The organism is Bacillus sp. FSL K6-2431 (assembly GCF_038005165.1).
Classification (GTDB): domain Bacteria; phylum Bacillota; class Bacilli; order Bacillales; family Bacillaceae; genus Bacillus; species Bacillus pumilus.
On record NZ_JBBOSQ010000001.1, the window covers coordinates 373,552 to 391,582 of the forward strand.

Annotated in this window: 19 protein-coding genes; 3 read left to right on the forward strand and 16 right to left on the reverse strand. The window is 40.1% G+C overall.

Translation table 11 applies throughout. The annotated features are described in order from the left end of the window. Positions 1–148 precede the first annotated feature (148 nt). From MHH40_RS01900 to MHH40_RS01920, 4 genes are all read right to left on the reverse strand, one after another. Positions 149–1,261, reverse strand: a complete 1,113-nt coding sequence (locus MHH40_RS01900; protein WP_050944915.1) for a response regulator aspartate phosphatase — start codon at positions 1,259–1,261, stop codon at positions 149–151. A 255-nt stretch (positions 1,262–1,516) separates the two neighbouring features. After that, positions 1,517–2,491, reverse strand: coding sequence for a BclA C-terminal domain-containing protein (locus tag MHH40_RS18805; protein ID WP_445661691.1), 975 nt, complete (start codon positions 2,489–2,491; stop codon positions 1,517–1,519). A gap of 35 nt (positions 2,492–2,526) precedes the next feature. Continuing rightward, positions 2,527–2,871 carry a DUF3992 domain-containing protein gene (locus MHH40_RS01915; protein ID WP_034660755.1) on the reverse strand — a complete coding sequence of 115 codons (345 nt, stop codon included), beginning with the start codon at positions 2,869–2,871 and terminating at the stop codon, positions 2,527–2,529. Positions 2,872–2,945: 74 nt separating this feature from the next. After that, a complete protein-coding gene (locus MHH40_RS01920) occupies positions 2,946–3,599 on the reverse strand; it encodes a CotZ-related putative spore coat protein (RefSeq protein WP_050944918.1) in 654 nt (217 codons plus the stop codon). 406 nt (positions 3,600–4,005) lie between these two features. Here MHH40_RS01920 and MHH40_RS01925 point away from each other — a divergent pair, with 406 nt between their 5' ends. Then, positions 4,006–4,377 carry an iron chaperone gene (locus MHH40_RS01925; protein WP_050944919.1) on the forward strand — a complete coding sequence of 124 codons (372 nt, stop codon included), beginning with the start codon at positions 4,006–4,008 and terminating at the stop codon, positions 4,375–4,377. A gap of 52 nt (positions 4,378–4,429) precedes the next feature. Here the strand turns inward: MHH40_RS01925 and MHH40_RS01930 are convergent, their stop codons facing one another. Both MHH40_RS01930 and MHH40_RS01935 read right to left on the reverse strand, forming a co-directional pair. Continuing rightward, positions 4,430–5,011 (reverse strand): undecaprenyl-diphosphatase, encoded by a 582-nt coding sequence (locus MHH40_RS01930; RefSeq protein WP_050944921.1) that lies wholly within the window; start codon positions 5,009–5,011, stop codon positions 4,430–4,432. 139 nt (positions 5,012–5,150) lie between these two features. Continuing rightward, positions 5,151–5,690, reverse strand: a complete 540-nt coding sequence (locus tag MHH40_RS01935; RefSeq protein ID WP_050944923.1) for a GNAT family N-acetyltransferase — start codon at positions 5,688–5,690, stop codon at positions 5,151–5,153. A gap of 207 nt (positions 5,691–5,897) precedes the next feature. Here MHH40_RS01935 and MHH40_RS01940 point away from each other — a divergent pair, with 207 nt between their 5' ends. Next, a complete protein-coding gene (locus MHH40_RS01940) occupies positions 5,898–6,359 on the forward strand; it encodes a macro domain-containing protein (protein ID WP_050944924.1) in 462 nt (153 codons plus the stop codon). Between the two features lie 79 nt (positions 6,360–6,438). On the opposite strand, the gene MHH40_RS01945 is transcribed toward MHH40_RS01940, so the two are convergent. From MHH40_RS01945 to spoVK, 9 genes are all read right to left on the reverse strand, one after another. Continuing rightward, positions 6,439–6,915, reverse strand: coding sequence for an immunity protein YezG family protein (locus MHH40_RS01945; RefSeq protein ID WP_050944926.1), 477 nt, complete (start codon positions 6,913–6,915; stop codon positions 6,439–6,441). Positions 6,916–6,918: 3 nt separating this feature from the next. Then, positions 6,919–8,844: a T7SS effector LXG polymorphic toxin gene (locus MHH40_RS01950; RefSeq protein WP_340900602.1), complete on the reverse strand. Its 1,926-nt coding sequence runs from the start codon at positions 8,842–8,844 to the stop codon at positions 6,919–6,921. A gap of 89 nt (positions 8,845–8,933) precedes the next feature. Next, entirely contained in the window at positions 8,934–9,074 is a 141-nt protein-coding gene (locus tag MHH40_RS01955) for a hypothetical protein (RefSeq protein WP_309216768.1), read from the reverse strand. Continuing rightward, positions 9,075–10,184 carry a response regulator aspartate phosphatase gene (locus tag MHH40_RS01960; RefSeq protein ID WP_212045883.1) on the reverse strand — a complete coding sequence of 370 codons (1,110 nt, stop codon included), beginning with the start codon at positions 10,182–10,184 and terminating at the stop codon, positions 9,075–9,077. A 494-nt stretch (positions 10,185–10,678) separates the two neighbouring features. Beyond that, on the reverse strand, positions 10,679–12,013 hold the full coding sequence (gene glnA, locus MHH40_RS01965; protein WP_003211015.1) for a type I glutamate--ammonia ligase: 1,335 nt from the start codon (positions 12,011–12,013) through the stop codon (positions 10,679–10,681). A gap of 59 nt (positions 12,014–12,072) precedes the next feature. Continuing rightward, positions 12,073–12,483 (reverse strand): MerR family transcriptional regulator, encoded by a 411-nt coding sequence (locus MHH40_RS01970; RefSeq protein WP_212045882.1) that lies wholly within the window; start codon positions 12,481–12,483, stop codon positions 12,073–12,075. A gap of 91 nt (positions 12,484–12,574) precedes the next feature. Further along, on the reverse strand, positions 12,575–13,855 hold the full coding sequence (locus tag MHH40_RS01975) for a methionine gamma-lyase family protein (RefSeq protein ID WP_050944937.1): 1,281 nt from the start codon (positions 13,853–13,855) through the stop codon (positions 12,575–12,577). An 18-nt stretch (positions 13,856–13,873) separates the two neighbouring features. Then, the gene (gene hflX, locus MHH40_RS01980; protein ID WP_050944939.1) at positions 13,874–15,136 is read right to left on the reverse strand and encodes a GTPase HflX; all 1,263 of its coding nucleotides are present in this window, start codon (positions 15,134–15,136) and stop codon (positions 13,874–13,876) included. A gap of 121 nt (positions 15,137–15,257) precedes the next feature. Then, complete coding sequence (gene spoVK / locus MHH40_RS01985; protein WP_340900606.1) at positions 15,258–16,217, reverse strand: stage V sporulation protein K; 960 nt, start codon at positions 16,215–16,217, stop codon at positions 15,258–15,260. Between the two features lie 320 nt (positions 16,218–16,537). Here spoVK and MHH40_RS01990 point away from each other — a divergent pair, with 320 nt between their 5' ends. Beyond that, complete coding sequence (locus MHH40_RS01990) at positions 16,538–17,296, forward strand: N-acetylmuramoyl-L-alanine amidase (protein ID WP_050944941.1); 759 nt, start codon at positions 16,538–16,540, stop codon at positions 17,294–17,296. A 67-nt stretch (positions 17,297–17,363) separates the two neighbouring features. On the opposite strand, the gene MHH40_RS01995 is transcribed toward MHH40_RS01990, so the two are convergent. Next, positions 17,364–17,981: a hypothetical protein gene (locus MHH40_RS01995; protein ID WP_050944943.1), complete on the reverse strand. Its 618-nt coding sequence runs from the start codon at positions 17,979–17,981 to the stop codon at positions 17,364–17,366. Positions 17,982–18,031 lie beyond the last annotated feature (50 nt).

Consider the following 18,031-nt stretch of genomic DNA (forward strand, 5'->3'; position numbering starts at 1 on the left):
GATAATCAACAAGGGCAAGAGATAAATGGTGGATTAACCACCAATGATTTTTTCTGCTACTTCGAAAGAACCCGCAACGTTTTGAGTCAGAACTGACGCAGCGATCGCTAAACCTACAACGAATAATACTTTTAAACCTGTTTTCATCTTAAATCAACCCCATTCTTTTCATATGTAAATCCGCTTCTAAACTTTTGTTCAAATAAAAAACAGACTGCTCATAAAGTGCTTGCTTTTCACAATACTTAGCCGCAAAATGTGAAAGCTCTTTTACTTCATGATATTCATTCTTCTCTTCTAACTTTCTTAATTTCTCATCAATTTGTTGAAATCTTTGTGGTGCATTCGTTAAGTAAAGGTCATGGACGATGCCTATTTTCAGCTGAAACACTTCATGAGAAGCATCTTTTATTCTCGCATACGCAGCCTCTATATAGTGGCTTGCACGCTGCTTTTCACCAATCACACAGAGTTCCCGGCTCATCAGATACGTAGAATGGAAAAAGAAATCCGACTCGTAATATTCTTGATGGGACAATGCTTTTTCAAGATGACGTATTGATTCTTTCGGTTTATTCCAAAATGAATATAAAATGGCCACATTGTGATGAAGCTGAGCCAGCATAAAATCATCCTGCTCGCTTGTCAAAACCTCTTCCGCCAAACGATAATTTTCAAGCGCCTCTTCATACCGGCCGATCTCTGTTTGATTCGCCGCTATGAGGGAATATGAAAGTGCCGTTCTTCTTTCATAATGCTTGTGCCGTTTATAAACGTGAAGGGCTCTCCTGATATAGCTTAGTGAGAGCATGATATGACTAAGCCGGTAGTAAAGCCAGGCCACCTTAAAATCAAAATCAGCACGTTCGATCTCACTTGGAATTTTATCTAAGAGCTTTTCAGCACTTTGATACATTTGCAATGCAACCTCGTAATTCCCTTGATGCTGCTCATACACACCCTCATAAAAATCAAAATAGTAGGCAAGGCGGTTAGATAAGTCATCCTCTTTTTTCCCGTGGAGACCTTCCATACTTTTCGTTGAAACACTGCCCTTTTGACCTCTTAAATTGTACATGAGAATGTGATGCCTCTTCTCAAGAAGAGAATAGTACATAAGGATGTCCGCATCATCAATTTCCTCTACTGCTTGTTTCGCTTTAGCAAATAGCCGTTCTGCCTCATCTGCATGATCTTTTTTAATTTCCATGTTCCAGTCATTTAATAATGATGCCAATTCCGCAACAGGAATCTTGCTCATTCTACACCCCCAATCACCTTCAGCTGCATCACATGATTTCACTAAATATGGAACTTCTATTAGCAATTGCTAATTAGTCCATTCGAGATCATTTTAATATGAATCACTTAAATCTTCAATAACCGTTTCCTTTGAAAAAGCTTTTCTTTTTTCTAACCAATGATGTTTGCGTAAAAATTCCGTCTTTTTTCGGTTTTAAAATAAACAATCATCTCGGATGAAATGAAAAAAGCCCTTTTTGGGGGCTTTTTGTACTTATTCCAATCGTATGATGGTAAGTGCCGCTCCAACAGAACCTCCCCCAAGTAACACCACTGTTGCGACTAAACCGAAAATTTGGAGAGAAATTTGGTTACCTGCTGCAAGTGTTGTAATGAGTGATACGTTGTAGGTAGATGCCGATAAAGCGGGTGTTAATATAGAACCGGGAATGGCAGATCCGCTGTTAACCAGCCTTGTTCCAGCAAGCAGCGCTGCATTTGTGTTCACTTGATAAGTGATGAAATAGCGACCCGAGACTGGCACTGTAAAAATCGTATTTCCACCACTTGCCGTAAAACCATCTAAGCTCTGATTATTAGGCAAAGAAACCGCTGTCCCGCCTAGGACAACAAGCACTGTACTTCCCGACGTATTAGACGCGTACATTGAGTTAGCGGTTACAATTGTACCGGTTGGACCTGTTGCTCCTGTTACTCCGGTTAATCCTGTTGATCCGGTTGGACCAGTTACTCCCGTTGTTCCGGTTGGACCAGTTACTCCCGTTGAACCCGTTGTTCCGGTTGGACCAGTTGAACCCGTTGCTCCCGTCGGGCCAGTTACTCCCGTTGAACCCGTCGATCCGGTCAGGCCAGTTACTCCCGTTGGGCCTGTTGATCCGGTTAAACCTGTTAATCCGGTTGGGCCGGTTGAACCCGTTGCTCCCGTCGGGCCAGTTACTCCCGTTGGGCCTGTTGATCCCGTTGAACCTGTTGTTCCGGTTGGACCAGTTGATCCGGTTAATCCTGTTGATCCGGTTGAACCCGTTGATCCTGTTGGGCCCGTTGATCCTGTTGGACCTGTTACTCCCGTTGAACCTGTTGATCCTGTTGGGCCAGTTACTCCGGTTAATCCTGTTGATCCGGTTGAACCCGTCGATCCGGTCGGGCCAGTTGATCCGGTTGGGCCAGTTACTCCTGTTGGACCCGTTATTCCTCCACACATATTAAGCTGGGCACACATGCCTCTCACTTCTTTCAAACTGTGGAATCTTCAAGACATACACACTAATACTGATAATTGAGAGAAAAAGAAACGACAATACTTCCAGTCGAGGTCCCACCCGTAGCTACAATCCCAATGGAGTTAAGATCACTTAGCGTAATGGATCGACTCTCTCCTGGAGGTACAGTGAAATCTGGAACAGCCGCACCGTTGACCTCTAATGTCACAGTTGGAGCTACAGCCACGATTCCGTTGTTTTCCACCATAATGGTCCCGTTTATGACAAATGGTGTTCCATCCGTCCAGACGACTACTGGATCCGCTGCTGCTGCTAAATCGACTGTGAAGCATACCGCATCATTCACAAAGCCTGTTTGCTCATTACTACACCCGCCTAAAATAGCCATTTTAACCCTCCTTCAACCTATTCTTGATAGACTATGATCTAGTGATCTACGAAGATTGTGCGCTTATCCCAGACTCAAAGCCTTATTTTTTTCCTTTGTACCATGTTCAATCGAATGTCTAAACATGCTTGCACCTTTTCAGTGGTTTGATGATTGAAAATCAACATCATATCTTTTACAGTAATCGATCGACTTTCTCCTTTTTGAACACATATATCGTGACATGATTTTTTCGTTTGAATCGTGATAGAAACCGGCACATCTTGATCATCATGATGATGCAAAATCACTGTTGCTGCATTTGGTAATTTTGTTCCATTTCGCCAGATTTCAACCGAACTGGGCGATGTTGAAAAACCAAGAAGGAGGTGGTGAGGTTCTATGTTCTTTAAAATGATCGCATCATAGACTGGTTGTTCTGCTTCAATCATTCCGCATAAAAAAGAAAGATCAACAAGGATCTTTGAACTGGATCGATATAAAACTTTCTGACAGCACGCCGATCGCATGCAGCATGGAACAAGAAGCTCTAACACCACACAATTTTGTTCTTCATTGATGGAAATCAAGGAAAAATAGCAAGTCTTAAACACACTTTTTTCAAAGAACACCCATGAGTAGAAAGGTTCTCCATCTTCCATGAGTAGCAAAAAAGAAGGACTCATTGAACGCTTGTGAGTAAAGCTTTCATTTTTTGTTTGATTGTTTATCTCTTTCAATTTACTCATCAACAGGTTTGTCACTTTCCATCAGCCCAATTCAATGCTGTATACAATCCATATGGTCTTTTATCATATGTGTCTTTGACTATTTTGTGCGATTCGCCTATAGATCAGTAAACTAATTATCAGCACAGCTTTTCATTTATCCAGTTTCTTTATATAATATGATCAATAACTTCCGCGCCTCAGTAGCTCTAGAAGGGAAGAGCGCCGTAAAACAAATTGTAGCTAGCGGGTCGCAAGGCAAGGGTTTCAGAAGCACCGAAAAGCACATGAGCTGAGACAGGCGAAACTCCTGTCGGTGAAATTCCGTAGGGAAGCGTGTTGCCCCTAGCCTATGCTTACGAAAGGAGTGCGGGTTCGAATCCCGTCTGAGGCTTATGAGGTCGATGGAATGGGAGGATAAAACATCATGCATGTGTTTAAAGAATATGTAAGCAACATCGGTAATCCAGAGCTGAAGCAGCGCACGCAAGACATTTTACAATGGATATTAGACACATTCCCTCAACTAGAACCAAAAATTGCTTGGAATCAGCCCATGTTCACAGACCATGGCACATTTATTATTGGGTTTAGCGTGGCAAAACATCACATTTCTGTCGCACCAGAAGGAAAAGGAATCGATCACTTTTCAGCTGACATTGTACAAGCGGGTTACGATCATGGAAAAAAGATGTTTCGCATGAAGGAAAGCTTACCAGTTGATTATCCTCTCCTAAAGAAAATCATCGAATTTAATATTGAAGACAAAGCGGATTGTACAACGTTTTGGCGAAAATAAAAAGTACCCCGATCTGAGCCATTATCAGATCGGGGCATTTTGCTGCAACATGTTATTTTGTTCTCTTCCTTACAACGTTCTGCTCAAGCCACTCATAACATGACAAGATGGCATTCACGCTCCTTTGACATATCGGCAAATAGACAACTGCAACCGCTATTAAACACGCTATAACAGCCCCTGCTAAGACATCAAAAGGATAATGGACACCTACCCATATCCTAGAAAAACCAACGGCGCACGCTATGATCAGCCAATAAACATGGCGTTTGTGAAAAAGCCAAAAGATCAGACATACAGAAAAAATAAAGATGGTATGATCACTCGGAAAAGAGTTATTCACTTCCTTTTGAATCAAAAGATTGACATGACTCATTTCGGCAAAGGGCTGCTGGTTGGAATAAAAAAATCCTGCAATTTTCCCAATTAACTCTGCCAATATGAAAGTAAGTCCAGCAGATACCACCATCCCCCTATTGGTTTCACTTCGATTTTGAAACCATATGAACAGACACGTGAGCGCTGCTAACAGCACAGTATATTCAGCTAGTCCAATGAATATCGGATTCAAATAACCATGATCGATACTGAGCTGATTCACCCACCTAAATAAATCTTCATTATATCGCTGCATCTCATTTCATTCCTTTTTCCTCGATTTATGATAAGGATAATTGAAATAAGATGACTCTTCCATCGATTGAACGAACAAACCATGGAACCATATGACATGTTTGTCACTTTGCTGTCACTGACATCATTTACTTACTGCTCTATAGAGAGTGATGCTGCCATTCCTTTTTTAGTAAAGCATATTGGTACGTGTTTTCATATTTAGGGGTGCCATCCTCATATGTAGTAAATGAAATAAACTCAAGAAAAAGGCCTTCTCTCCGCATGCCTAATCGCTCACATAATGCCTGCGAACGGACATTATCATCTTCTACATAGGCATAAAGCCGCCTTGCTGCCTTTTCTACAAATAAATAGGACAAAAGCGCCACAGCGCTCTCTCGTGCATATCCCTTTCCTTCATATGCTTCATTGATATTCCAGCCGATTGAATACGTATCAGGATCCTCTTTTAAATGAAACAACTCACCGATAATCTGCCCACTTTCTTTTAAACAAACCGCTACATATGAATGGTCTTCTTTTCTCTTTTTCACTATAGCCAAAGCTTCTTCTAATGAAGAAATTCGATCAGCGAGGAAACAATTTACTCTTGGATTAGACAAGTACTCAAGCATCCCTGCTGCATCTTCATCGCAAAACGGTCTAAGCATTAAACGATTCGTTTCTAATTGATTCATAAATGACTCCTCACTGTTCTTGCTTTATTTCGTGTTTTCTAGTCTCTTCATATTTTAGATGACATGCACCAGCTTTGACAATCAAGTTATTCTGAAGTGTCTTCAAATAAACGAAACTCATAAAAAGCATTTTGCTATTAAATCATTTGGTCAAAACTGATAAAATAGAACTTATGTTTCTATTTTATGAAAAAGGGGTTACACGATATGATCAAAACAGTGGATGGCAACATTTTAGAGGCAAGTGAAGACATCATCTGTCACCAGGTGAACTGTAAAGGGGTCATGGGCGCTGGATTAGCCAAACAAATCAAAAGCAAATACCCCAATGTGTACAAAGAGTATAAAGAATTATGTACAGAACAAGGAGATGACTTGTTAAGCTCCGTTCAACTCATCACAACTAATGACGGAAAAACAATTGCCAACTTATTTGCTCAAACCGGATACGGAAGAAAAAGAATGCAAACGGACTACGATGCCTTACGCAGCTGCTTACAAAGCCTAAAAGACACAGTAACCCATTCAAATGAAAAGAAAAACCATACTTCCATCGCCATTCCCTACGGGATCGGCTGCGGACTGGCGGGCGGCGATTGGGCGATTGTGGAAGGCATGATTGAAGAGGTATTGGGTGGGTGTGAAGTGACGGTTTATCGGTTTAAATAATGGAATGAGTTTTTTATGATATGAAATATATCAAATACAGGCACATAAAAACCCTCCTTGATTAGGAGGGTAATGCGTGTTAGTTGTCGTCTTTATTTTTTAAATAATTTAATACAGCTTCTTTATCTTCCTCATCTTCAGGGAGAAATCCAAAGGTTTCATATTCCCAAACTGCTATTCTTTGATCACCATCAATTCCTAATGAATAAATATCTTTGTATCCATACTCAATAGAGAATTTTCCTGGTTGCTCCATTTTTATAATTGCTGTCGACCAATCTCCGAATCCATTTTTTATATATTCTTTTTTTAAGTTTTCTAAAGAATGGAGAAGTTTTAACAATAACTTTTTATAAATAGAGTTACTAACACTATATTTTCCAGGAATATTATGACCATAAATCAATTCTTCACTGTCTGGGTTGCAGAAATAAAAATTCACTTCTGACGAATCATCCACGATTTCTGCATACATCCAAACTTTATCCCATTCAACAGGAATCATTTCATTTAATATTTCTGCTATTTCTTTATAGTTTTCTTCTATTTTTTCCACAATTCAACCTCCTGGCTTATTTTTAATAGTTCTAAATCTCTTTTGGTCTCCGATTTTATATTCTACAAGAAATTCTGCAGGTCTTAATGAATCATTTATATAAACAGGCTCAATTTTGACCTCTACATACTTTGGAGGATCAGCCGTTAATGCTTTTTTCCACTTTTGCTCCATCTCATACCATTTCCCGCCACTACGATTAATCTGTGAATTCATCGGAAGCAGGTTATCAATATCACCTGAACCTTTAAAAATTGACGCAATTAAATGCCCACCATCATCATCCAGTAATCGATCTGGCTTGCCTGAATTAGATTGGGCGTATTGGTTTCTTTTGACCTCTCCGTATTTTAAATCACTTGCTTCAACTTTGACAATACGTCCGTAGTGATCGGTTGTGTAGGTGTAGCCTTGCTTTGTTGAATAAACGACATTTGGTTTTAATACTTTTTTACGTTTCCATCTCACATAGTGGTCTCCGTAACTGACAACGGTTGGCGGTGATTTTTGTGCTGGTAAGCGTCTGCCTGTCTGAGAGATGCCGTAGCCTGAGTTGTTGTCTAGACGCTTAGCCATGGAGAGGAGTTTATTTTTAAGTTTTTCCCCGTCAAATACATTGTACGGGAGCTTCGGTCCACCAGCCATTTGAAACTTTGGTGAGTACGGCAATAGATTCGGAATAGAGACTCTGTCTAATGATTTTGCTCCTTGTTCAAGCCCTTTCTTCACTGTAGTTTTGGCCGCGGTTGTCCCTGTTTTTGTGATGGCTCCTGCCCCTTTGGAACCAAAGACGATTTCTGCTAGTGAACCAGTCGCATAGGCGAACCAGTGTGAACGAGAATACGCATCACCATCTATGACTTCTTTTTGGAATGAGTCTGAAATTGATTTTCCAATCGCTTTCGATGTTTCAATTGGATGAGAAACAGCCGTAATGACTGATTCTACGGCACCACCAGGGTCTGTCACAAGATCATATATTCCGGTCACTGTATCTTTGGCCACATCATATAGACCAACTGCAGCACCTTTTACACTATCAACGAATACCTCTGATGCTTCTTCCTGCGCTTTGATTTGGAGCAGCTGGCTGTAATACATTTTTTGATCGTAAGAAAGATTTTCATATCCAATTTCGTCTACAATCTCAAAGTATTTCGCTTCTGATATACACGAAGGATCATTGAGCTTTTCTTTCAATTCTTTAATTCTTCGTTTCTCTTTTTCTTCTTTTTTCACTTTTAAATATGCTTTCACCTGTGCATCGATTTTATCATGATTCTTGTACACATCTGTCTCATGAAATGCTTTTGCATCATAATACATGGGCTGAGCGTTCTTACCTTTTCCTGTAGCAGCCATCATTTTTGTATAAAAAGTTTTGAGGTGATTCTCAATCTCTTCTGACTTTGCGTATTCTATTTTTAGCTCATGATCTATTTTATGTAAAGCATCAATTGTCTCTTTTCTTTTTTTGTTCGCATCGTCTAAATGTTCATTGACCTCTTTACTTGAAAATGTGTGTAATTCAATTAAATCACTGATATCGTCAAAAATAGTGGAAAGAGCTTCTTTTTGTTCCTTGACCATATCTTTATTATTCTGAATGCCTTGCTTCAATTGAGCATCTAGGAAGTGCTCATCAATAAATGTACTCCCGCCTAATGATTCATCATCCAGCTTTCCTTTCACTCCATCTAAAAAAGCTTTTTGCATATCGATAAAATCAAGATAAGTGTCTGCGTATAGTGCAAGATCATTATAAAAAGCTTTGATATTATCTGCACCTTTTCCAGTAAACTCATCACCTAATCCCGATACACCTTTTAATGCTTTTTTCACAAGTTTCATCTCTTCTTGAAGCTCATGATAGGCCTTTGACCTCTGTTCGACAGCTGATAGTAAAGATGGAGCATCTAATATTTTCATATAAAAAAGACTCCTTTTATGGAATATTCTTTTACTAGAATACCATAAGGAGCCTGACACTTTAATCCACTTTATCGTTTTTTAACCAATTATCCTCCAGAGCTGCCTCTTGATGCGACTGTTTGGACATCTTCATGTTGAGGTTGAGGCTGAATCGAACCATTTGTAAAGAAAAGTGTACTTATTGCTACCACAGCTATTGATAATGTAATAAAAATTGACTTTTTCATTTAATTCACTCCTTTTCCTACAAATTGACTTGCATGTAAGGCTCTTTTATAGTAATTCAATGATTGTTGCAGTAAGCCCTTGTCCTCTAAATATTTCGCCACATCAACCAAGATTTCCTCTAAATCAACCCATACTCTTTTTTCTTCAAGCTCTGCACACAAATTATTCATATTGGCCAGTTGAGTTTCATTTGTTTCATATAATAGTTCTTTTAACAATTTAAATTTGATTTGAAAAATATGATGGTTCACTTGTTCCGACAAAGAAATGCCTAGATCAATCCATTCAATCACTTCATGGCTTTGATTTGATATTTCTATCCTAGCTAGTTCATATAAACATCTCATTTTTAATAATATTTGTTTTTCAATTTCTTCATAACTCAGCGTACGTCTAAAGAAGACTGATGCTTTCTCAGCATTCTCTTTTTTACTTTCCAAAAAACCCATGCTGTAATAGAGGTGAATAATTAAATGATTGTCATTGATACTTCCGATCATGTTCTCTGCTTCGCAGAAAAGTTCACTTGCTTTCTCATATTCAAATTGATCGATTAAGTTCAGCGCATGTAGCATTCTGCAGTTAATTTGTCTTTTGATATATGATTCATGTGCATTAAATGTGTCACAAGCAATTTGAGCATGATATTTAGATAGGAAAGTCATTTTCAAATCATAGAACAGAACAGCTAATTTATAATGAAATTCAGCTTTTTCTATTTCATCATCAACATAAGCTAACTTCTTTTCAGCTATTCTGAAATAACTTAATGCCTTATCATAATCTTGCAAGTAGTCATGATAGATCCCATTATAAAAGTAGAAGTAATATGACATGAGTTTATTTGTTTTTTCTTCTTTTTCATCTGGTGCATTTCTCTCAAAAAATGGCTTATCTAAATTTCTGCTAATATTCTGAAGTTTCAGCTTAAGTCTAAAGCTCAAAAGTTGATAATACAAAAGAATATCTTGATTTTCTTCCATTTGTTCGATTGCCCTGTCTATATCATCTTGCATTTCAATAGCTGCCGATAAATTTCCTTTTTGTATAGCAAGATTCCAAGTGTTTAGCATGTTCCCTACCTCCTGAGAGGCAATTAATTCTGACATCCCTTTACCCCCTTCTAAACAAATCCTTCTAATATTTTAACACTAGATTTACAACATATGTAAAGTCAAACTGTTCATAATAGAAATTTTCGGTATCCCGCAAATACGATAATAATTGAGTGAAGTGACATCAGAAGAGAGAGACTTCTGATATTTATTTCTTCTAAAGGGCTACCTACATCTTCTTAAAAAATTGATAACTTCGATCTGAAAATTCAACCATCAATCTCATAAGATTTTTCAAAAAGTGATTTAACAAAACTACTTTTTATAATTGTTATAGTCAAACCCCTCAAATAAGAAGGGACTTTAATTATAATGAGCTTTTGCCAAACATAGCTTTTATTTACATTCTTGATGCTAGCCCTTCGACACCCGCCTTGTAATCTGAGACATCTATGGTTTGTGGGTAATGCCTGCTTCATTTTGAAATATTAGAAACACCCACAAAAACAAAAACCCCCTGAAGCCAATGGCTCCAAGGGGTTTCTTGATTAATACTGAGACATATACTGATCGCGTTCCCATGGGTGTACTTGGGTTCTAAACATATCCCATTCGATTTCTTTTGATTCGATGAAGTGTTCGAATAAGTGATCGCCTAGCGCGTTGACCATGACTTCGTTTGATTTCAGCAGCTCAAGTGCTTCTGCAAGTGTTGCAGGCAGATCAGCGATGCCGTTTTCAAGGCGCTCTTCTTTGTCCATGACATAGATGTTTCTGTCAATTGGTGCTGGTGCGTCTAGTTTGTTTTTGATTCCGTCAAGACCTGCTGCAAGTAATACGCTTAATGCAAGGTATGGGTTTGCAGATGGGTCTACGCTGCGCACTTCTACACGTGTGCTGATGCCGCGTGATGCAGGGATACGGATTAATGGGCTACGGTTTTGTGCACTCCATGCCACGTAGCAAGGTGCTTCATAACCAGGTACAAGACGCTTGTAAGAGTTCACCGTTGGGTTTGTGACCGCTGTAAAGCTAGTTGCATGCTTGACGATACCTGCGATAAAGTGTCTAGCCGTCTCGCTTAATTGTAAATCTGCTTTTTCATCAAAGAATGCGTTTTTGCCATTTTTGAATAATGATAGGTTACAGTGCATACCAGATCCGTTTACACCAAACAATGGTTTTGGCATGAATGTCGCATGAAGACCATGCTTTCTCGCGATCGTTTTGACAACGAGTTTGAACGTTTGAATGTCATCACAAGAACGGATGGCGCCTGCATATTTGAAGTCAATTTCATGCTGTCCAGGTGCTACTTCATGGTGAGACGCTTCAATTTCAAAGCCCATTTCTTCAAGTTCAAGCACGATATCACGGCGGCAGTTTTCGCCTAGATCTGTTGGTGCAAGGTCAAAGTATCCACCTTTATCGTTTAATTCAAGCGTTGGCTCGCCTTTTTCATCTAATTTAAATAAGAAGAATTCTGGCTCAGGTCCAAGGTTGAAATCACTAAATCCTAGGTCTTCCATTTCCTTTAAGACACGCTTTAAGTTGTTACGTGGGTCTCCATCAAATGGCGTCCCGTCTGGCTTGTAAATGTCACAAATAAAGCGTGCAACTTTACCTTTTTCTGCTGTCCAAGGGAATATAACAAATGTGTTGAGATCTGGGTATAGATACATATCTGATTCTTCAATACGTACGAAACCTTCAATAGATGAACCGTCAAACATACATTTGTTATCGAGAGCTTTTTCTAACTGGCTCACAGGAATTTCAACATTTTTAATCGTTCCGAGAATGTCTGTAAATTGCAGACGGATGTACTTTACATTTTCCTCATTTACTAATTTTACGATATCTTCTCTTGTGTATTTTGCCATTTCGTAAAACTCCTCCCCTACAAAAGGTAAAATTGTATAGCAATGCTTTTGCTAATTGGTTAACGGAAGAACCTTGACATATCCCCCTGCCTAAAGGTCGTTCCTTGTTGGAAACGTCCAGCCTGAATGAGTTCCTTCTTCAGTAGCTTCCTGAGTTCATCATCTGTCAAGTTGTGCTTCGCTGTGGATTTCTCCTCGGTCTTTGCATCAGACGCTGGATGTTCTGCCTCAGCATTGGCAAAAAGTTTTTTGATTCCTGCCATGTTTACACCTTGTTCGATGAGGTTTTTAATTTCTAGTAATTTATCAACATCATGGAAAGAAAATAATCGGCGATTCCCATCACTTCTTGCTGGAAATACTAAACCATTTTCCTCATAATAGCGAATTTGCCTTGCAGATAATTCTGTTAGCTGCATGACAATCCCAATTGGGAATAAAGGCATTGAGCGGCGAATGTTATCACTCATCTCAACTGTCTCCTCCTCTTTGCTTAAATTTATTATATGTCATGTTATATTATGTGTCAACATTATGTTAGGAATATTAACATGGATTTTTTTATCGAGCAGGTATGTCGATGAAACCTTGTTCCAATAAGGCATCTACAGCACTGCAAATCGCATTTTTCACATGGGCATACGTGAGTCCGCCTTGAACGTAGGCTGTATAAGGCGGTCTGATCGGTCCATCGGCTGACAATTCGATACTAGCCCCTTGGACGAAGGTGCCCGCTGCCATAATGACATCATCCTCGTAACCCGGCATATAGCTTGCATGCGGTGTGACGTGACTGTTGATCGGAGATGCATATTGAATCGCCTGACAGAATGCAATCATTTTGTTAGGATCACCAAATTCGACGGATTGAATTAAATCCGTTCTTTTCGCATTCCACGCCGGGTTCGTTTGGAACCCGAGCTTCTCAAGAAAACGAGCCGTGAACACTGCACCTTTTAAGCTTTGCGCCACAACATGCGGTGCTAAGAAAAATCCTTGATACATTTCCTGAAGCGCATAAAGCGAGGCACCCGCTTCACTGCCGATGCCCGGAGATGTCATTCGATAAGAGCAAGCTTCTACCCATTTTTCTTTTCCAACGATGTAGCCGCCTGTTTTGGCAAGCCCGCCGCCTGGGTTTTTAATAAGGGAACCCGCCATAAGATCCGCTCCCACATGACATGGCTCTTGTAATTCAGTAAATTCACCATAACAGTTGTCCACAAACACAATGATTTCTTCATTGATCTCTTTTACAAATGAAATCATTTGCTCGATTTCTTCTATTGTAAAGGAAGGTCTTGAAGCATAGCCTTTCGAACGCTGAATGCCGATCATTTTTGTTTTAGAGGAGATTGACTCTTTTACTTTGTCATAATCGACGGATCCATCTTGTCTTAAATCAATGGCCTTGTAATCAATCTGGAAGTCTTTTAATGAGCCTGTCCCTTCTTTGCCGCGAATCCCTACAATTTCTTCTAGCGTATCGTATGGTTTTCCCGTCATATAGATCAATTCATCGCCAGGTCTCAGCACACCAAATAACGCAATGGAAATGGCATGTGTGCCGGAAATGATCTGCGGACGCACAAGGCCGCTTTCTCCTCCGAAGACATCCGCATAAATTTTTTCTAGCGTGTCTCTTCCCATATCATCGTAGCCATATCCAGTTGTCGGGTTAAAGTGAGAATCACTGACTCTATGCTTTCGGTAGCTTTCAAGCACCCGCCACTCATTTTGTTCACTCTTTTGATCAATTTGCTGATGCATGTGAAAAATGTCTTGTTCTGTTTCTGCTGCTACTTTTTCTAAAATACTGCCGTGTTTTAATGTATGAAACATCTTGATTTAATTCCTTTCTTACAACATATACTTCTTGATTTGACCTAATATGGTCTGCTCCTCACCGCTAAACCCGGTGATGTCATAAAGTTCTGCTTCTTTTTGAAATTCTAGCGATTCCACGAGCGTTTCTGATTTTAATGCGGAGATGAGCTTTCCTTCATACGCTGGAATCTTCACATGATAGGGCTTTAAAAAGTTTTGTTTCAGTTCTGCCATAATATCCGCTTTTAATCGCTTTACATCTTCTTCGCGCCTCGCACTGATTAATAGATGACGATGCTTTGAAGATGGGATGAAATCCGGTCTGATTTGATCTTCTTTGTTATAAACCGTCAGCATTGGAATACGATCTGCTTCTAATTCCTCTAAAAGCTCATGAACCGTCCGTTCGTGACCTTCGTAATCCTCATTAGAAGAATCAATGACATGAAGCAAATAATCGGCTTCCTTCACTTCTTCAAGAGTGGAACGAAATGCCGCAATGAGTGTTGTTGGGAGGTCTTGGATAAAACCAACGGTGTCTGAAATCAGCACACTGTAGCCAGATGCTAATGTCATCTTACGTGTCATTGGATCAAGTGTCGCAAATAGCAGATCTTCTTCATGACTATCTGCATCTGTTAATTGGTTAAACAAAGTAGATTTTCCGGCATTCGTATACCCAACAATGGCAATTTGGAACACACCATTTTTCTTCCGGCGCTCCCGGTATCTTGTCCGGTGCTCTTTGACTGTAGATAATTGCCCGTTAATTTCGTGAATACGGTTTCGAATATGGCGTCTATCTGTTTCAAGTTTTGTTTCACCTGGACCTCTTGCGCCAATTCCTCCGCCTTGCCTTGAGAGGCTGATCCCTTGTCCGCTTAGTCTCGGCAAGGCATACTGAAGCTGGGCAAGCTCTATTTGCAGCTTCCCCTCTCTTGTCCGGGCTCTTTTTGCAAAGATGTCTAAAATCAATTGTGTCCGATCGATAATTTTCACATCTAAGGCAGTTGCCAAAGCTTTTAGTTGACTTGGAGACAGTTCGTCATTAAAAATAATGACATCACATTCGAATTCCTCGCAAAGCACTTCAAGCTCTTCTACTTTCCCTTTACCGATATATGTTGCGCTGTCTTGTCTATTTCTCTTCTGCGTCATTACGCTGACAGCTTCACCGCCAGCCGTTTTGGTTAAGGAAGCTAATTCTTCCATTGAGTATTGAAAGCGTTCATCCGTGACATGCGGCAATTGACAGCCGACAAGGATCGCTTTTTCTGTCATTTCATGTTCATTCAACGTCAGTTGTTTCCTTTCTGTACTTAAGTTTTCAGTAGTACCATCATACCAAACACACCACACGTATACCACTATTCGGATGGTTTATTTTAGTATCTCTTTATAAAAAGGATACGCCATTTTAAGTAGGCGTATCCTCTTTCATTTGGAGATCGTGACTTTTAATCGTGAGCAAATCTTTTTTGTCATAATGATCCACAAGCAGGAGTCTCATCGCTTGGGTTCGAATGGCCTTTTCAATCGTGTTTCGCACAAAACGGCCGTTGCTGAATTTTGCAGGACTCGTGGTGCTTTTAATGTGCATTAAGTAATCTCGCAGCTTCCATTCAGCTTCTTGAGTAAATATATATTCTCTGTCAGCCATCATCCGTTTGGCAATGTCCATGAGCTGATCGACGGTATAATCAGGAAAGCTGATATTGATTGGAAATCTCGATTGCAGGCCGGGGTTTAATGATAGAAAATGATCCATTTCCTTGGAGTAGCCAGCAAGAATGAGAATGAATTCGTGTTGTTTGTCCTCCATATGTTTGACTAGGGTATCAATCGCTTCTTTCCCAAAATCCTTTTCGCCTCCGCGGGCAAGAGAATAGGCTTCGTCGATGAACAAAATGCCGCCTAGTGATTTTTTAATTAAATCTCTTGTTTTTTGAGCAGTATGACCAATGTACTCGCCGACTAGATCTCCGCGTTCCGCTTCAATTAAGTGACCTTTTGAGAGGACATTCATTTCAAAGAAAAGCTTCCCGACAAGTCTTGCAACCGTTGTTTTCCCTGTGCCGGGATTCCCTTTGAACATCATATGAAGCGCTTGTTTACCTACCTTTAACCCTTGTTCCTGCCTTTTTTGATTGACAAAGATCCAAGCATAAATCTCTTTTATGTTTCGTTTCATTTCATCCATACCGACAAGGCTGTTCATTTCACGCTCTATTTCCCGTAAGATGCTGTGTTTTGCCTCATTTTTCTGCAAGGCTTCTAGGTATTCTGCCTCTGAATCTGAATCAACCAATACTTGTTTTTGTCCGTTAAGTATAATATTGATTTGGCCGTTGTTTTTATATGTGACAGCTCGCTCCAACGTATTCACCTCTCGCTCTTCTCTCTTTATTCTATTCGGGTGGAGCTGTAATCGTGACAATCGCCCGCTTAAGCCCAAGTTTGCTGTCAAAATGACCCGAGATTCCGAATATTGTAGGGATTTCTGCGGTTTCCCAGGAAATGATGTGCTATTTCCATTGTATTCATCCCATTTAGGCGGACAAACCAACAATTTGTTTTTTCTTAGAAAAATGTAGCTTTCTCATCACAAATTGTGCAGAAAAGAGTCTCAATGATTTCCGCATTTTGTACAGGCAATTTTTCTATTTTCTCATAAAATAAAGACGAGGTGATGAATAGATGGTGAAAATTTTTATTGATCCTGGCCATGGAGGAACAGATTCTGGAGCTGCTGCTAATGGACTTTTGGAGAAAAATATCACACTGCAAATCGCGATTTTATTGAGAGATATGTTGATTAGTGATTATGATGACGTTTCCGTCCGCTTAAGTCGTTCAATTGATCAATCCGTTACTTTGGCCCAGCGTACAAATGCGGCAAACAGCTGGGGAGCTGACTATTTCGTGTCTATTCATATTAATGCAGGCGGGGGCACAGGTTTTGAAAGCTATGTGTATCCTGGCGTTTCAGCACCAACCACCACGTATCGCAATGCCCTTCATGATGAAATTGTTCGCTCGGTGGATTTTGCCAACCGCGGCAAGAAAACAGCGAACTTCCACGTTCTTCGAGAAACTTCTATGCCCGCTATTTTAACAGAGAATGGTTTCATCGATACGACAGCTGATGCAAATAAGCTCCGCAACGCAACCTTCCTTCAAGGCATCGCTCGCGCTCATGCCACTGGATTAGAGAAAGCCTTTCAGCTGAAAAAAAAAGCTAGTAATCTTTATAAAGTTCAGGCTGGAGCTTTCAAGGTGAAAGCCAATGCAGATGAATTAGCAGCCACGCTGAAATCCAAAGGCTTTGACGCCTTCGTTGTATTAGAGGGCGGCATGTTCCGAGTGCAAGCCGGGGCTTTTCGTACAAAGCAAAATGCGGATGACCTCGTCGCAAGATTGAAACAGGCCGGTCATGACGCATTCGTTTTCCAATAACTGAAGCTTGTTATAACGAAATAAACCGGCTCAAGTCTGCTGCTGAGCCGGTTTATGATTGATTCCTTTATGCTAAAATGTTCACGACAAATTGAGACCACGTTTCAAGTCGATCGAAGTATTCAGGCTTTTTCAAATCGGATGCTTTCATCCATTTTCCTGAGATTTGATCTGTTTCTTTCACTTCTACATGAGCGCCTGGAGATAATTCAAGCGCCGATAACAGTCCAATGTGCACACGGCCGACACTGTTGTCATCATCATTAATTAAACCAAGGGTTTTCATCTCAAGTTTGTCTTCTTCTTGAATAGAAAGTTCCTCGTCTAGTTCACGATCCGTATTTTCTTTTAGAATTTCAGCAAAGTTTTTGCCTTCGATGAAATTCATGTGACCACCAAAGCCAAGAGATAACTTATGATGCAATCGAGTCTCTCCCCCGCCTTGAAGCCTTTCATATACATACACTTCGTCCTCACGCTTAATCACGACATAAGGAATCGGCTGCTTGAAGTCAGGATTTTCTTCCGCATCGCCTCTGCGCATCTGCTTGAAGTGCTCTTCGATTTCTTTCATAATGGTGTTGATTGTTTTCTCTTCACTATTCACACCATTAAACGCAAGCGTTTCGTTTTGGAATACGCGTGTGCGCGGTGCAACTAGTATGATTTCATCCATTTTTCCCATGTTCGGTAACCTCCAGTATGTAACGCATTATATGAAATGGCAAAAAGCCA

What these genes read in the sequence shown, in the direction of transcription:
- MHH40_RS01900 (WP_050944915.1), bottom strand. Translation starts at nt 1,261, where the DNA reads ATGAGCAAGATTCCTGTTGCGGAATTGGCATCATTATTAAATGACTGG.
- MHH40_RS01915 (WP_034660755.1), bottom strand. Translation starts at nt 2,871, where the DNA reads ATGGCTATTTTAGGCGGGTGTAGTAATGAGCAAACAGGCTTTGTGAAT.
- MHH40_RS01920 (WP_050944918.1), bottom strand. Translation starts at nt 3,599, where the DNA reads ATGAGTAAATTGAAAGAGATAAACAATCAAACAAAAAATGAAAGCTTT.
- MHH40_RS01925 (WP_050944919.1), top strand. Translation starts at nt 4,006, where the DNA reads ATGCATGTGTTTAAAGAATATGTAAGCAACATCGGTAATCCAGAGCTG.
- MHH40_RS01930 (WP_050944921.1), bottom strand. Translation starts at nt 5,011, where the DNA reads ATGCAGCGATATAATGAAGATTTATTTAGGTGGGTGAATCAGCTCAGT.
- MHH40_RS01935 (WP_050944923.1), bottom strand. Translation starts at nt 5,690, where the DNA reads ATGAATCAATTAGAAACGAATCGTTTAATGCTTAGACCGTTTTGCGAT.
- MHH40_RS01940 (WP_050944924.1), top strand. Translation starts at nt 5,898, where the DNA reads ATGATCAAAACAGTGGATGGCAACATTTTAGAGGCAAGTGAAGACATC.
- MHH40_RS01950 (WP_340900602.1), bottom strand. Translation starts at nt 8,844, where the DNA reads ATGAAAATATTAGATGCTCCATCTTTACTATCAGCTGTCGAACAGAGG.
- MHH40_RS01955 (WP_309216768.1), bottom strand. Translation starts at nt 9,074, where the DNA reads ATGAAAAAGTCAATTTTTATTACATTATCAATAGCTGTGGTAGCAATA.
- MHH40_RS01960 (WP_212045883.1), bottom strand. Translation starts at nt 10,184, where the DNA reads ATGTCAGAATTAATTGCCTCTCAGGAGGTAGGGAACATGCTAAACACT.
- glnA (WP_003211015.1), bottom strand. Translation starts at nt 12,013, where the DNA reads ATGGCAAAATACACAAGAGAAGATATCGTAAAATTAGTAAATGAGGAA.
- MHH40_RS01970 (WP_212045882.1), bottom strand. Translation starts at nt 12,483, where the DNA reads ATGAGTGATAACATTCGCCGCTCAATGCCTTTATTCCCAATTGGGATT.
- MHH40_RS01975 (WP_050944937.1), bottom strand. Translation starts at nt 13,855, where the DNA reads ATGTTTCATACATTAAAACACGGCAGTATTTTAGAAAAAGTAGCAGCA.
- MHH40_RS01990 (WP_050944941.1), top strand. Translation starts at nt 16,538, where the DNA reads ATGGTGAAAATTTTTATTGATCCTGGCCATGGAGGAACAGATTCTGGA.
- MHH40_RS01995 (WP_050944943.1), bottom strand. Translation starts at nt 17,981, where the DNA reads ATGGGAAAAATGGATGAAATCATACTAGTTGCACCGCGCACACGCGTA.